Origin of the sequence: Methanomicrobium antiquum (genome assembly GCF_029633915.1) — an archaeon.
Taxonomy (GTDB): domain Archaea; phylum Halobacteriota; class Methanomicrobia; order Methanomicrobiales; family Methanomicrobiaceae; genus Methanomicrobium; species Methanomicrobium antiquum.
The window spans coordinates 1,156,228-1,170,928 of sequence record NZ_CP091092.1 but is presented as its reverse complement, the minus strand read 5'-3'; the positions used below and the strand labels follow the sequence as shown (position 1 = coordinate 1,170,928).

Annotated in this window: 12 protein-coding genes; 4 read left to right on the top strand and 8 right to left on the bottom strand. The window is 37.6% G+C overall.

Translation table 11 applies throughout. The features are described 5' to 3' along the window. Window positions 1-325: 325 nt before the first annotated feature. The 3 genes from L1994_RS05835 to L1994_RS05825 form a co-directional block, all read right to left on the bottom strand. Window positions 326-757, bottom strand: coding sequence for a nuclear transport factor 2 family protein (locus L1994_RS05835; protein WP_278100738.1), 432 nt, complete (start codon window positions 755-757; stop codon window positions 326-328). 371 nt (window positions 758-1,128) lie between these two features. Continuing rightward, complete coding sequence (locus L1994_RS05830; protein WP_278100737.1) at window positions 1,129-1,836, bottom strand: hypothetical protein; 708 nt, start codon at window positions 1,834-1,836, stop codon at window positions 1,129-1,131. Window positions 1,837-2,157: 321 nt separating this feature from the next. Continuing rightward, window positions 2,158-3,375, bottom strand: a complete 1,218-nt coding sequence (locus L1994_RS05825) for a U32 family peptidase (RefSeq protein WP_278100736.1) — start codon at window positions 3,373-3,375, stop codon at window positions 2,158-2,160. 152 nt (window positions 3,376-3,527) lie between these two features. Here L1994_RS05825 and L1994_RS05820 point away from each other — a divergent pair, with 152 nt between their 5' ends. From L1994_RS05820 to L1994_RS05810, 3 genes are all read left to right on the top strand, one after another. Beyond that, complete coding sequence (locus L1994_RS05820; protein WP_278100735.1) at window positions 3,528-3,860, top strand: hypothetical protein; 333 nt, start codon at window positions 3,528-3,530, stop codon at window positions 3,858-3,860. Between the two features lie 30 nt (window positions 3,861-3,890). Further along, complete coding sequence (locus tag L1994_RS05815; protein WP_278100734.1) at window positions 3,891-4,766, top strand: type IV pilin N-terminal domain-containing protein; 876 nt, start codon at window positions 3,891-3,893, stop codon at window positions 4,764-4,766. Between the two features lie 242 nt (window positions 4,767-5,008). After that, window positions 5,009-5,515 carry a hypothetical protein gene (locus L1994_RS05810; RefSeq protein WP_278100733.1) on the top strand — a complete coding sequence of 169 codons (507 nt, stop codon included), beginning with the start codon at window positions 5,009-5,011 and terminating at the stop codon, window positions 5,513-5,515. Between the two features lie 507 nt (window positions 5,516-6,022). Here the strand turns inward: L1994_RS05810 and L1994_RS05805 are convergent. The 4 genes from L1994_RS05805 to L1994_RS05790 form a co-directional block, all read right to left on the bottom strand. After that, entirely contained in the window at window positions 6,023-7,450 is a 1,428-nt protein-coding gene (locus L1994_RS05805; protein ID WP_278098696.1) for an IS1634 family transposase, read from the bottom strand. Between the two features lie 125 nt (window positions 7,451-7,575). Further along, window positions 7,576-10,284 (bottom strand): aminotransferase class V-fold PLP-dependent enzyme, encoded by a 2,709-nt coding sequence (locus L1994_RS05800; RefSeq protein WP_278100732.1) that lies wholly within the window; start codon window positions 10,282-10,284, stop codon window positions 7,576-7,578. Between the two features lie 82 nt (window positions 10,285-10,366). Continuing rightward, a complete protein-coding gene (locus tag L1994_RS05795; RefSeq protein ID WP_278100731.1) occupies window positions 10,367-11,113 on the bottom strand; it encodes a formate dehydrogenase accessory sulfurtransferase FdhD in 747 nt (248 codons plus the stop codon). 192 nt (window positions 11,114-11,305) lie between these two features. Next, a complete protein-coding gene (locus L1994_RS05790) occupies window positions 11,306-12,124 on the bottom strand; it encodes a nitroreductase family protein (protein ID WP_278100730.1) in 819 nt (272 codons plus the stop codon). Between the two features lie 147 nt (window positions 12,125-12,271). Here L1994_RS05790 and L1994_RS05785 point away from each other — a divergent pair, with 147 nt between their 5' ends. Next, complete coding sequence (locus L1994_RS05785) at window positions 12,272-12,985, top strand: DNA alkylation repair protein (protein WP_278100729.1); 714 nt, start codon at window positions 12,272-12,274, stop codon at window positions 12,983-12,985. A 174-nt stretch (window positions 12,986-13,159) separates the two neighbouring features. Here the strand turns inward: L1994_RS05785 and L1994_RS05780 are convergent, their stop codons facing one another. After that, window positions 13,160-14,572, bottom strand: coding sequence for a PAS domain-containing protein (locus L1994_RS05780; protein WP_278100728.1), 1,413 nt, complete (start codon window positions 14,570-14,572; stop codon window positions 13,160-13,162). Window positions 14,573-14,701 lie beyond the last annotated feature (129 nt).

Here is a 14,701-nt window from a genome sequence, read left to right as displayed (position 1 = left end):
AACTTTTATCCCTTCGGCCCGCTCCTTTCATTGTTTTTTCACTGGATTTTTTCAAAAGTTTTTGGCCTAAAAAAGATTCTCTGGCCGCCTCCCGGTTGATAATTAATTATACGTAGACATAATTCTTACGCCACGATCGTCTACATGTCAGAAGGAGAGATGAAACATCTCTCACATTGGATAATCAATAAAGTCTGATTACACAAAAGAGGCAGGGTAAAATATTTCATCATTTCCAAGGTAATTTTGCTGTTAAATTAAAAAGCCAAAAAATAGCATGGAAGAGACAGACCTGTTACCTAAATAACACATCTATTTCCGGGATTCATGCCTCAGGGAAGGACTGCCCTTCTGCCTGTCTGCCATATGGCATCGAAAAGTGGATCTGCTCGATGAGCCATTTATCATCAGTGTTTCGAAGAACCATAGTGGATCTGCCTTTGACAGTCTGCTTCTCCGACCCGGAGACTGTAAATACAATGGCACTTTGAGTCATTACCCAGGCTACCTTTCCTTCGCCGTTGATTTGCGTCTCACTGAATACCACTGATTCAACATCCGCCTGGATCATATCGCGTTTTATCTGCCGGGCAAAACTCTCATGGTTCTTTATTATTTCGTCCGGCCCGCTGCCGAATCCACAGATGCCCGGAGAAAATATATTCATCATTCCATCGAAATCCTTTGTTTTATAGGCGGCTGCATATGCTTCCATCGCCACCCTGACTTCTTTTTTTTGTGCTTCTGTCAGACTCATGATAAGTGGTTATCTATTTTGGATGTATTTGGTTTTTTTCCTCATCTACATGCATTATTTACCCATCAAGTTGTCTGGCTGGAAATAATCTTTTGTCCAGCCGTTGTCTTCATAAAGAAACGCACCTTTCAACAATTCTTTCTCTTTTTCTGCGATTTAATTTGCAGTCTTGCGGAAATAGAAGTGGCGGAAGATGCGATCAAAATTAGTAAGGTAAATATCTGTAACACGAGTATCCACATTGATCAGAAACATTTTTTTCATTGTTTTCCCAGACTAAAGGCTTCAAAAAGTTTACAGAATCTCTACATATCAGCGGATCGTCAGAGAATGGATCTATCAGCAGTAACTTGTTGTGGACATGAAGATCATTAAAAATGATCCATTAAGAATAAATAAAATTCTTCAAGAAGACCATTTATATTTTGGTCAATCCAATCTTTATACTCGCAAAGTGCATTCGGTTTTATTTCCATATTTAAATATTCAATTGTATCAATTCTACTTAAGATATGAGAATCAGTTGAAAGAAAAATTGTTCGTGGTAGATGTGCTCGATGATTTAAATAATTTCTAAAGTTTTGAATATCCTTATATTTTGGATCATCTTTTGTATTCTCAATTATTTTATAAATTGTTTTGTCTTTTAAGAAATTATATAATGATTTTTTATCTTTTATTTTATGAAAAGAGACATTACCATCTTTTAAATTGTTTAAGGGAATTCTAGATGGATCCAAATGAGAACATGCAGCATATAGAGCATATGCATAGCAATCAAAAAGTGATAAACAGCAAGTGAAAAATAAATAAATTGTTTCATCCTGAAGAAATCTGTAATTTATTGGTTCTACAGGAGGTGTATCCCCATATTTCAAAGTTATGTCAAAGTACCTTTTTTCCTGAGTTTTTGATGAAATATATCTGTATTCAAATCCATGCAAAGCCCGACCAAATTCAATACTGCAAAATTTATTTTTCGTATCAAACAACTTACTGCCATTATAAGTGTCTTGAATTTTCTGTATTTTCTGAAAAGGAAATTGATTTCGATCAATATTTGGGACTGCATCTATCATATCATTAAATTAACTAAATTCCTCATTATTTTTTTGGTTCTCTAAAAATCAAAACATATATCTTTGAACAATGATTTCATAAATCATGATTTTTTTTAATTTTATTGAACCTCAAATTCACTCCCTTGTCAAAAGTTGAGCAATTGCATGTTCCGGCTCCTTTTCCAGTATAGGAACTTCCGGCGTATAAATTGATAATTATCTATATCGATAAAACAATCAGACTAAAACCTGACAAGATAAAAGAAGTTGAAGAAACTCTTATAAGAATTATCAGGAATTAAATTTGGATATGAAAAAAATGACTGTTATTTTCTGCATTCAATTAACGCTATCCTTAACCAAAAACAGCTTATCCCCGGGTCTGACAAAAAACGGCACTTTAATCCCGCACCGCTCACCTTTCGCAACAGATAAAACATTCTTGTGATTTATCTGTATCTCTTTAATTATACTATATTCTGCAGGGGTTGTTTTGCCGTAGACAAGAATTTTATCGCCTGTCTTCAGGCTCCCTGAGCGTATCAGAAACTCTGCCACCTGAACTTTTTTATAATAATTGACAACCTCCCCGCAATACTCCTTTGTTTCTTTGGCAGAGGGACCAGGACTTATCCAGTCCTTTTCAAGACCCTTATAGAAACCTCCTGAAAATCCCCGGTTATAGGTTTTGGAAAGTTCTTCTTTTAATTCCATAGCAAGCTTAGGTGTGAACTCCCCCGAATCTATAGCATTCAAACCTTTTTTGTAGCAGGAGACTGTTGTTTTAACATAATCAGGCGGCCTGTTTCTCCCCTCAATCTTAAAAGAGCTGATTCCTGCCTTAATAAGCTCCGGCAGGATTTCTATAGAACAGAGATCTTTTGGGCTTAAAACATAATCGTGGCCTAATATATAGGAGTTATCCTCATCCTCAACATCAGTAATAGAGTAAAGCCTCCGACAGGGCTGAAGGCACTGGCCCCTGTTTGCGGATTTATGGAATGTATCGGCCGATAAAAAACACCTGCCTGACATGCTCACACACATAGCACCGTGAATAAAAGTCTCAATCTCACAATCAAGATTATCGGAATCAGCCTTTTTTCTGATTTCTGAAATGTCTGAAAGTGAGCACTCTCTTGCAAGGATTATTCGTTTTGCGCCTAATCCTGCGTAAAACTTAAACGCCTGATAATTTGAGACACTCGCCTGAGTTGAAATGTGAACAGGAATTCCTGCCTTGTTTGCCATATCAAGAACTGCCATATCCCAGCAGATTATGGCATCAACACAGGCTTCTTTGGCTTCCGCTATAATCTTTTTAATTTTTAAAAGCTCACTGTTATAAAAAATAGTATTTAAGGTTAGGTATCCTTTTTTATTATTTTCATGAAGATAATGCATGACGACAGGAAGTTCGCTTATCTCAAAGTTGCCGGCATTATCCCGCATATTCATATTTTTGATGCCGAAATAAACAGCATCCGCACCGTTTTCTACAGCTGTCTTTAAACATGACCAGTCTCCGGCAGGTGCAAGCAGTTCAGGTATTCTCATTTGATAGTGAACATTTTGGTTTATGTCTGATTAAAACTATTTTTTTTGAAGCATTGTTTCCTGCATCTCCCCCGCAGCTGTTTTTTCTATTTTCCAATGCATATCTGTCAGATATCTATAAATACCGATATCTCAACAACAACCATTATTGTATGTTCAAAAAAATCTCATATCGTCTGGGTATGGAAGGAGGCCTCCTAATAGGTATCTGTCTTGGGATATTTATCGCTGCAATTCTTATTTTATGTATGCTCCTGCTTCTGTCGCCAAATGCAACGACAGTCATTGTCGTGACTATGGCTCTAATCCTCGCCTCTTTACTGAGTTCAGGGATTGTGATTTGCATGCAGAAAAAGAGAAAAGAGTCTCAGGAGCAACTTTATTCCTGTCGCTACAGGAGTTCTCTTTATACTTATTGCAGGGATTGTGCCCTCAAAGAAGCTGGTAATGATTATTCTGTAAAAAAAGACGTTCCCGACAGATAACCATCACAATAGCTCACACAGGAGAAGAACATGATACTGCTAATCCTAAAATCTCCGGTTCAAGTCACAGATAAAAATGACTCAGCAGTAAGTGCTCTTATAGGAGTAATTCTCTTAGTTGCTCTGGTGGTTATTATGACTGCAGTAATCTCGGTTTTCTTCTTTGGCTTAATCGGCGATATGCACCAAAAGACTGCTTATGTCGTTGCTGAGGCAAAATATAATACACAATATGGTTATCCTCTGATTACACTATCCAATCGTGCCGGAGATACCGGCCTGCTTTCCGGTTCTGGCGATGGTTATCCCATTGCAGTTCAGATCACAACACCAGGTGGAAGCGTAACCGCCAGTCCATACCCTGTTGGTCTTAAATGGGCGCCTGGGACATACCTGTTCATTATCCGGACAGACGCCGGATATACGGTTACAGATGATCCAAACAAAATAAATGGAACACCTATGGCATTTCTGGGCAATGAGATCACTGTTAATATTATTGATACTGTCAGCGACGTACTTATCTACAGTCAAAAAATCACAATGTCTTCCGTAAACAATACAACCTCAATTTACACATCCACGGCAACTGTGACATCTACCCCAACAGCAACTGCTACAGCTACCGCAACCATTTCAACAAAAAAATTAATGATTATCTGGTCACCCGCATCAGATGGATATGCCTCTCTGTCACCGCCTGACCCGCTAGAGAATTCAAGAGGAATCAATATCCCTACCGGAAGCAGCAAGACAATTTACTTCATGCCAGATGCAGGAAAGGCAGTAGTGACTATAAAACTGGATGGTGCTACAGTTTATAGCGGGTCATCAGTTGGAGCCACCATTGAATATACTATATTAAATATCTCTGAGGATCACATCCTGAGAGCAACTTTTGGCTAGACCGATTTTTATCGGAAAAGGTCTTTTTTCGTACACTATGCATAGATTTTAGTAATATTATCTCTGTGTCAAAATTCGTCACATGTAAGATTGTGAAAGGTTCTCAGTGAAAATATAAACAGGGTAACCTAAAGAAACACACAGAAAAATATCTAAAATATTTATGCAACTTCATAAAATATAGGGATAGTATTATATTCTTATAAAATTATTTCAAGATATATGAAAAAGGAGAATTTATAATGTCCAAATCGCAAGAGAACATAGTTGAAATCAAATGCAGTGCAATCCAATCTATCAAATTTATCGAGAATTCCTTGGTAATTACCCCGGAACAACCTAATTCGCTCCCGCCTGATATTTCAAATTCCGGTGATATTTGGACTATTGATCTGAATTGCGGACGCAAAGGCGATAAATCGGTGGCTGAGAAATTTACCAATATATCAGGGGGAGGAGCGCATGTGTTTAGCCCTAACTCTACAAAAGACGAAAATCCAAGCCAGCTCAATTTTTATTTTGGTATCCTCGTGGAATTTAATCTCGAAGGAAAGAAATACATGATGAATTTATATCTCGGTCAAGGACATCAAGTTAGAAATAACTGGTGGATAGGTGGTAACTTTGTATTTCAGGGTAAAGGCTCCTGTATTTTGTGTATCGTAAGCTTACCCGACGGGATGATTGAGATGATATACAAGATTAAAGGCGGTGTCAGTGGTTTTGAGCTGAATTCCTGGCTAAACTGAGGGAATATTTTATGACCTGACAACACTAGGAGGGAGTAAAAACCAGGTGCAACGTAAACAATTCAATAGATCGAATGTTATCTGGTAATTAATCAGGATTAACCTAAATAATCCGTGCCTTGATTTATTCAGTCCGAGGGCATCCGGACTATCTGTGTGAAATGTGGGTGTGAATGCGATAAACTGGTAGTTGTGCAATTTATCAATATATCTGGAGGAGTAGCGCATGTGTTTAGCTCCTCCTCTAATACTGACAAAATTCCAGAAAAGCTCAATTTTTATTTTGGCATCCTCGTGGAATTTGACATCATGGGGAAAAGTATAATTTACAAATATAAGTCCTTTAGGCTATATTGAATATCAATTTTACCGGCATTTCTCTTAAAACCTAACTTTGCCAGTTAGAGTTCAATCCCCCTCAAGATACTGTCCACTATCTCTATTCGATTTTTTCAAATTTTTGTCAGGAAATAGAATTTGACAGTTGGCTATTTTACTACTTTAAAATCATGAAATGCCCCAGTCATAGAGTAAAATCTTCGTATTTATGGAGTCAAAATTCGAGTGAATGTACTTTTTTGTCTTTCTTTTCCACAAATCAATGGTAACTGTCAAATTCGATAATGATTTTTTTATGAATTTTGTAGATGTATGCTTCATTTCCGGGATTTCAAATCGAATCAGTGAAATAAAAAGCTGTGCAATAAATCCGATGATTAACGCACCATAAATGCTGTTATCTGTCCAGACTCTCAATGGTTTAATTTCAATTTCATTCTTTAAAGAGTGGAATATCTTCTCAATCGAGTCTTTTTTTCGATATGTATTTAGGGCCTCAACAAGTGTCAAATTCTTACTTGATTTCAGACAGAAAAATCCTTCTCTGCCAGTGATTAATTTATCTTCAAGGAGTTTTACAGCTTCATCCTCTGAAATTTGAACAAGTTTTGTCTGGATGGAATAATCAACATCAACAAGCAAATTATTTATACGAAACTTCTTAGGGAGTTTTTTATTTTTTTCAATACATTCCTGAATCGTTTTTGCTTCCTTAATCTGTTTCACAACTTTTCTCGCCCTGGATTCAAGTTGTTCTTTCTGAAGTTTCTTTGAAAAATAGAAGTAATTGATGCTGTTTGGTTTCACAATTTTAATGCCGCGAATGCCGGCTTCATCATCAATAATTTCAGGACTATATTCTTCGAATTTTGCAATTATCTTATCATCACTTTTGTTAAGCTTCTTTCCTGTGATATACTGCAGGTTATCGGAGCGAATCATCTGAGTATTATCAATGCTGTTTGCACCTTTGTCAAATATTACTAGAGAATCTTCTTTTAATCTATCTTTTACCTGAAGATACGTCTTTTTGAAATGTTTCTGATCGTTGAGATTTCCGGGTTCAACAGTCATTCCTATCGGAATATTGATTGGATTAGCCAGTTCAGCCAATCCAATAGTTATCTGTTTTTTGTCAGGTCTGTGATCCCGACTATATCCATATTTACCAAGTTCTGCTTTATTTCCGTGAAGAACTATACTGGTCCAGTCCATGTTGATGTCGGTGAGATCAAAATCATACCTATCAAAGATTCTATCCTGAATATCTGAGATGATTTCTTCTCTGTTTGCTCCGATTGTTTCAAGAAGACGATAAATCGTTCTTTCACTGAAAGAAATCAGGTTAAATATCTGCAAAACCTCTAAGCGATTTATCCATCCATGTGAGCGCTTGATGCTGAAATTATCAGTCAGCTTGTAACTGATAAGCGCGATAAGTAAATCATCGATACTTATTCCTTTTTTCTTATGCTTGCCAAAAATTTCTGAAAAATTAAGTATTTCATATAGTGTTTTGACAAGCAGGATGATGCCAATAGGAAAGGATATATTGTCATTAGGCTCAACTACATAGGTTCTTAGTTTTGTTTGCATGTTTGATCATTTGTAACATCACTAAGAACAGTCTTATTTCTTTTTAATTGGATTTTTGAGCTATTTATTCAAATCATTTGATTGGTACTTTATACGTAAGTGGCAAACTTAGGTTAAAAAGGAAATTACCGGACAATCTCTTCAACCGACGCAATCAGGAGATCAATTTCATGCATCGTGTTGTAAAGGCCAATGCTTGCCCTGACTGTCCCGTCCTTAAGTCCTAAAAAGTCCATCAGCGGATGGCAGCAGTGCTTTCCTGACCGGAGCATGATATCAGATGTTTCATCAAGCATCTGTGCAATCTCATGAGAATTTATACCTTCGACTGTGAAAGATACAACACCAATTCTCTTTTTTGGATTTGGGTTTACATACAACTGAACACCCTGAATTTCAGACAAACCATCAATCAGCCTCTTTGTCAGGGTTTCTTCATACTCGAAAATGTTTTCCATCCCGATTTTTGTCAGATAGTCAACTGCGGCGCCAAGCCCTATACCGCCTGCGATATTTGATGTTCCTGCCTCATATTTACGGTAGCCTGTCTCAGGAGTAAAGCCGTCAGCTGTTACAGACTCAACCATCCCGCCGCCCAAAAAGAGCGGCTCGATGTCGGCCTCCTTCATCCACAAAACGCCGGTTCCTGTCGGCCCGAGCATTTTGTGCCCGGAAAACACGAAATAGTCGCATCCAATTTCTGCGACATTTACAGGAATATGAGGAACACTCTGTGCACCGTCAACAAGGAGTTTTACACCATGTTTATGGCAGATCTCAGAAATTTCCTTAACCGGCGTTACAACTCCTAAGACATTTGATGCATGAGTCACTGCAACCAGGCGTGTAAAAGGAGTTATTTTTTCCTCAAGCTCTTTTAAGTTGGGCATATAGGAAGAGTCAATCCCGATAACATCCACTTCAACGCCGTATTTTGAAAGTGCCCTCCATGGTAGAAGATTTGAGTGGTGCTCAAGAACAGTTGTAATAACTCTGTCGCCTGGCTTCCACGAAAGTCCCATTGCAACCATGTTTATGGCTTCAGTTGTATTTTTTGTAAAAACCGTTACTCCTTTTTCTCCGCCGATGAACCTGGAGACTTTTTCATGTGCATGCCAGTATTTCTGAGAGGCAATCTGTGTCAGGCTGTGGACACCGCGACCGACATTTGAACGGTAATTGTGCTCAAAATCAACCATTGCATCAATAACCTGCTGTGGTGAAAAACCTGTTGCGGCGTTGTCCAGATATATGACATCCCCGAGAATTGAGAAATCATCCCGTATTTTTAAGATATCATAATTTAAATCTGAATCTGCTGAAAATTCTTTATTTTGAAAAATATTTTCAGGTTTTTTATCCTCTTTTTTAATTGTCTTAGATGAATTTTCCAAAATTTCGTTTGAACCTGTATTTTTTGAAAAATCAGAATCAATATTTTTCTCTCTTGCAGGTCCGGTCTTTAAGGTATAGTCATGATTTATTGCAATTCCTCTTTCTTTGCAAATTTCACGCATTTTAGGCGGGAGCGCCTTCCAGCGCCAAAGTCCCCAGTCTTTGTATTCGGGAGGATAACCTTTCTTATCAGACCACGACTCAAGAAAATCATCCCATTTTTTGGTGTAATCAGGATGAAGCACACGCATAGTTTCATATTCGCTTTCAAGCATTGAAGGACATAAATAACAGCCAATTCTTTCAAGACCCATATCATACAGCGGGTTTATCTTTTTATTCTGCCACCAAAGATAGAGGAAAACCTCAAATGCCCTCCAGCTCCTTATCGGAGATACATTAAGCTGAAGAGGGTTAGCGGGATTCTGACTTGTCTCACCAAGATCTGCACGATTCCATGATTCATACCAGCGGTTTCCCTGAATGGTAACGCAGGAGCCGATTCCGGACAGATAAACTTTCAGTGGATTTAGTTTAAGAAGTTTACAGCACCAGCGGTTGTCTTTTGCAGGCGGACCTGCCCTTTCAACCCCCTTCCAGAAATCCCCGCCTTTTTGGATAATTTCAACACCGCATGATTTTACAAAATTAATTGTTTCCGGAAATTCAAGCCCTGTATCAATGAAAAAAGCGTCTTTTATACCTGCTTTTTTGGCAAGATGAAGAATTGCTGTGCTGTCTTTTCCGCCTGAAAAAGATACATTGACAGTCGGGCGATCTTTCATGTGTTTTTTTATTGTTTTTATTGCGGTGTGCTCTAAATTTTTAAGATGATTTTTGTTTTTTGCTATTGCCTCTTTCCAGTCAGGATTTAAGGCCGGAGGTAAAGGTTCAACTGAAACAAGCTCTTTTACTTTTATTGTGCCGTCTCTTACAATCCCCGTTCCGTATTTTTTTCTGAATTTTACAATGTAAGTTCCGTTTTCGTAAGGGTTTTTAAGATTAACACGTTTGCCACCTATTCTTCCTTTATCTTTTGTATAGTCGGTGTCTGCGTCAATATCAATAATTCCCTTATCTGCATGACCAATGATATAAGGAATGCCATCAACAGCAATGTCCAGCCTGTGTTTTCTCTCAACCGGGTCAAACAAAAGCCAGCCGAACTTTACTCCGTTTATTATGACAAGCTCTGCTCTGTCATCTCCGCCGTATTTGTTGAGAAGAATAATTTTAGGAACCGGGACCTGCCCGTATTTTTCTAAAAGAAGCTCTTTTATTAATGTAACATCGGCTGACAGTGCTGGCCGAAGCTCAAATGGTTTTTGAAGCTGTATGCTTATTGATTCACTGCCACATGAACAACTCTTATTGATCAGCGGCAGATTACAATTCGGGCACCAGTATAGTATTTTTTTAACCGGAGGGTCACGTATCACATTAATAAAAGGGGGCTTTAGGGGTATAAGAGTAATGATTATTGCGACTTTTTTGCAGATTAGATTTTAAAATTTAAAAAATCTATTCGCAAATATTTTCGTCTCCTGAAAAGATGCACATCCGGTTTTCTTCTAATGAGATTAGTGTCATATTCCGCTCACGTGCAACATCACAGGCAAGAGATGTGACTGAGCCTGTTGTTGCGATAACCGGGATCTGCGCAAAGAGACATTTTCTGACTGTTTCAGCCGAGATACGGCCGCTAAATGAAGCAAAACACTCAGGGAAAAGACACTTTTCAAGAAATGCCTTTCCAATCGCTTTGTCAAGTGCGTTTTCTCGCCCGATGTCGCCTGCTACTGCAAGTGTTTTATCTTTTGTAAAAAGTCCTGCAAAGTATATTTCACCGGTCAGGTCTGTCTTCTCATATAATTTTATTATTTCTGACGCTTCCATAATTCTTTTTGAGGAAAAAGAAGTTCCTTTTGGTGCTGAAGGAATAGATGAATAATCAACAATTATTGTTCCTCCGCCACAGCCTGAGAGAACTGTCCTTTTGGTGAAAAGCATTTTTCTTGGGTTTAATGTTATGATGCTGACTCTGTTGCCTTCTTCAAAAACCGATTCAATCTCTTCTGCATTTTTTATTATCCCTTCAGTTAAAAGATAGCCGGCGGCGTATTCTGAAAGCAATTCTGGACTTACAACCGCCGTTGCCGCCTGCCTTCCGTTTACATACACAAAAACCGATGATTCTTCAGGAAGATTAACTTCGCAGGGAAAGGATTTTTCACCACTTATCTCTTTACAGCTGTATTTTTTATTCATCTTTTGTCATTCCCGATTTTGTTATTATGGGGGGATATTTATTCCGGGAGATATTTTTTTAATTTTTCCGGAGTTTATTTCCAGGTAGATTTACTAATATATTTCCTTACTTTATACACTGAAACTGAATACATTTCTTACTTTGAGTATATTTCCAGACATAAGTTCTGATACTATGTATACAGTAATTATTCAAATCCATGAAACATCAAGTGGTTTTCTCTTTGGAATTGCGTGTGGTGTGTAATTCGGATAGCCAAACATAAGTGCATTTGCAAATTTCCTTCCTTTAGGGATTTCAAGCTCCTTTGAAATCGGCTCATAAAACATTGCAGCGCCTGCAACAAACCCGGCCCAGCAGGAACCGACACCAAAAGCCTGTCCGGCAATCTCAAAATGAGATAGTGAAATGATTGAATCAACCTGTGCAAGAGGATTATTTTCAGGAACATGGGCAACGACAAGATGGGGCGCTCCGCGGCATATGACATCGTATCCGCTCTCCCATGCATCAATAAGTCCGGGCGCAAAACAGCTCATAGGATGAGGAGTATTTACAAGAGTCTTCATCCACTCAATGGTAAGCTCTGAAATTCTTCTGACCTTTTCTCTTTTATACACAACAGTCCACCCGACAGATTGTGCATTGCATCCTGATGGTGCGTAGCGGGCAATATCTAAAATATTAAGGATTATTTCACGAGAAACCGGATTTTTTTTGTAGCTTCTTATTGAGCGGCGTTTTTTAAGATATAATTCAATATCTTCTGTTGAAATTTCTCCTGTTCCCTTTAAAACAGGGTTTGACACTCCCTGCGGACTTCCTGCAAGAAGGGCATTTTCCGGGCAGAAAGCCTCACAGTGCCCGCAGTTAATGCACATGTTCTCAAGCTCTTTTGGAACATACGGGATTTCTTTATCCTCAGGCTGTATTATAATTCTTCCCGGGCAAATCCGGCTACAGGTGCCGCAACCCGTGCAGAGTTTTTCATCAACTGTTATTACCGGCATTATAAGATTCTCCTGCAACATCCTTTATTCATATTAAGAGATAACAATTTTTCTTTTAAGACATTCCCTTACACATTGCATGCAGACCGGATACATACACACTGCACGCCAAATCATTATATTATATACTTTTTAAAATTTATTCCAATGGATGTAGTGATAGAAAAGATAAGGCAGGAGCTTTTAGAAAAGGCAGACCCTGCGATTCGTGAAAGCTCTAAGAGATTTTTTAAGGAGGAGCCGAAGTGCTACGGGATGAAGACTGCCGATGTCACAAAAATTGCAAAGAAATACTGGAAGGAGATTTCTGACAGGCCTAAGTCTGAAATTTTTGAGCTCTGCGAAGAGCTCTATGAATCCGGATACATGGAGGAGTCATTTATCGTTTCAAACTGGACACAGTCGATGTCAGAGCGTTTTGAAAAAGATGACATCTTCGTCTTTAAGCTCTGGATTGATTCATACATCACAAACTGGGCCTCATGTGACGGATTTTGCAATCATGCGATCGGCGATTTCATAAAGAAATATCCTGAATATATTGAAGAATTAAAAATCTGGACAAAGTCAGAGAACAGGTGGATGAGGCGTGCGGCGGCGGTGTCTTTAATTATTCCTGCAAAGAAGGGTGAATTTTTAAAAGAGTCAATAGAAATTGCCGATCTTTTGTTTTCGGATTCTGATGACATGGTACAGAAAGGCTACGGGTGGCTTTTAAAAGAGCAGAGCCGCATTCACACAAAAGAAATTTTTGAATATGTAATAAAGAATAAAAAAAATATGCCCAGAACATCGCTTCGATACGCAATCGAGCTTATGCCAAAGAAGTTAAAGGCAGAGGCGATGAAAAAGGACTGGTGAAAAAATTTATATGAAAGATACTTCGTAACTTACATGAAACAGTTAGCATGAAATATAATTTCATAAACGTTTTTTAAGTAAATGTTTCAGGCACTCCTTTGAATCAGATAAAATATGGAATGAATCATATAATTCAAAAATCCTGATAATTATCTGGTATTTGCCGAAAATTCATCAGATTTCTCTTGCAATTGAACAGAAATACATATTTCCATGAAATCTTACAAATGTTCTTGACACATCCACATCGAATATTTTTCCATCCTTTTTGGCGTGAATTGATATGATTCTCTCTTTTTTGCCCGGATGTGCTTCAGCCCACATATTTCTCCATTCTTCAGGTAATATTGAAGGGTTTATGTCATAAACAGATTTTTCTCCGAAATCTTCTTTAGAATACCCCAGAAGTTCTCCTGCAGTTTTGTTTGCTTTGTAAACAGCTCCTGAATCATCAAATAAAATGATTGAATCTGAAGCATTGTCAAACGCAAATTGTGTGAATAAGAGCTCTTTTTCAATCTCCTCTTTTTCGGAGATCACTCCCAGGAGTCTTTTGTTTACCTCCTGAAGCTCTTTTGTCCTCTCCTGAATTAACCTTTCAAGATTGTCATAATACTGTCTTAACTGAACTTCGCTTTTTTTAAGATCTGTTGTGTTTCTACCGATTGCATGATAACCGGAAATTTCTTTATTATCATTGAAAATTCCTCTGAAAATCCAGTGTTCAAAACCAAAACTTCCGTCTTTTTGTATTGTTTTAATGTCAATTGACCCGGAAGGGTTTTGTGGTGAAAGTGAGGATAATACATTTTTTATCTTTTCACGCTCATCCGCCTGAAACATCGGTATAAATCTTAGGCCGCAGAGTCCTTCAAAACTTCTTCCAAGATACCGGCAGAAAGCTTCGTTTACAAAAGTAATTAGAAGATCAACATCTGTATGTACAATAAATTCTGTCTGATCTGATGTTATTGCCTCATACTGTTTTTTGCAAATGAATAGCTTATCTTTCGCCTCAAAAAAATCTGTATTGTCCTGAATCAGAATTGCACAGCCTGTTTTTCCTGAATCTGTAATTATTGGAATAAACCTGATTGAAAAATAGTATTTTTTTCCTAAAATAAAAGTTTCTCTTTTTAAATTGGAATTTTTGCCGTTTACTGCTTCTACTGCACTTTCAATAAATTCATTATCTTTAAAAATGTGATAGGGCAGGTTTTGTATTTTCTCACCGTACATAACATCAAGCGGGCATTTGAACAAATCAAGAGCAGGTTTTGTTACCATTAAAATTTCCTGTTTTGAATTTATAATTATGGCAGGGCCCTCTTCAAATCTAAGAAGTGAGGATAACGGCATCCTCTGCACTAAAAAATAATTTTTTGCAGTTCCGCTTTGTTTTTTGTCAATATCTCCCTTAATTCTCATCATATCCAGATATTTGGCGCATGTATTTCTATGCATATGCAGTGCATTAGATATTTCTGTTATGTTAAGTCCTAGAGGGAATTTTTTCAAAAGTTCTTTAATATGAATTATATCCTGAAATTCCTGTTGCATTTTATTATTATCACTATATGTGTCCATATTCATATGCACTGCATATATGTGGTGCATAAGTTACATTTATACCTGTTCAATGTAAAATTAAGTTGAAACGCACTGCATATCTTTTTTGCAAATTTTGTCAAAAAAGAATGTGCAGGAAAAACATTC

Bases quoted from the DNA above. Each gene is read 5' to 3' on its own strand.
- L1994_RS05795 (WP_278100731.1), bottom strand. From the start codon at position 11,113: ATGAATAAAAAATACAGCTGTAAAGAGATAAGTGGTGAAAAATCCTTT.
- L1994_RS05825 (WP_278100736.1), bottom strand. From the start codon at position 3,375: ATGAGAATACCTGAACTGCTTGCACCTGCCGGAGACTGGTCATGTTTA.
- L1994_RS05815 (WP_278100734.1), top strand. From the start codon at position 3,891: ATGATACTGCTAATCCTAAAATCTCCGGTTCAAGTCACAGATAAAAAT.
- L1994_RS05785 (WP_278100729.1), top strand. From the start codon at position 12,272: ATGGATGTAGTGATAGAAAAGATAAGGCAGGAGCTTTTAGAAAAGGCA.
- L1994_RS05780 (WP_278100728.1), bottom strand. From the start codon at position 14,572: ATGGACACATATAGTGATAATAATAAAATGCAACAGGAATTTCAGGAT.
- L1994_RS05835 (WP_278100738.1), bottom strand. From the start codon at position 757: ATGAGTCTGACAGAAGCACAAAAAAAAGAAGTCAGGGTGGCGATGGAA.
- L1994_RS05810 (WP_278100733.1), top strand. From the start codon at position 5,009: ATGTCCAAATCGCAAGAGAACATAGTTGAAATCAAATGCAGTGCAATC.
- L1994_RS05805 (WP_278098696.1), bottom strand. From the start codon at position 7,450: ATGCAAACAAAACTAAGAACCTATGTAGTTGAGCCTAATGACAATATA.
- L1994_RS05830 (WP_278100737.1), bottom strand. From the start codon at position 1,836: ATGATAGATGCAGTCCCAAATATTGATCGAAATCAATTTCCTTTTCAG.
- L1994_RS05790 (WP_278100730.1), bottom strand. From the start codon at position 12,124: ATGCCGGTAATAACAGTTGATGAAAAACTCTGCACGGGTTGCGGCACC.
- L1994_RS05820 (WP_278100735.1), top strand. From the start codon at position 3,528: ATGTTCAAAAAAATCTCATATCGTCTGGGTATGGAAGGAGGCCTCCTA.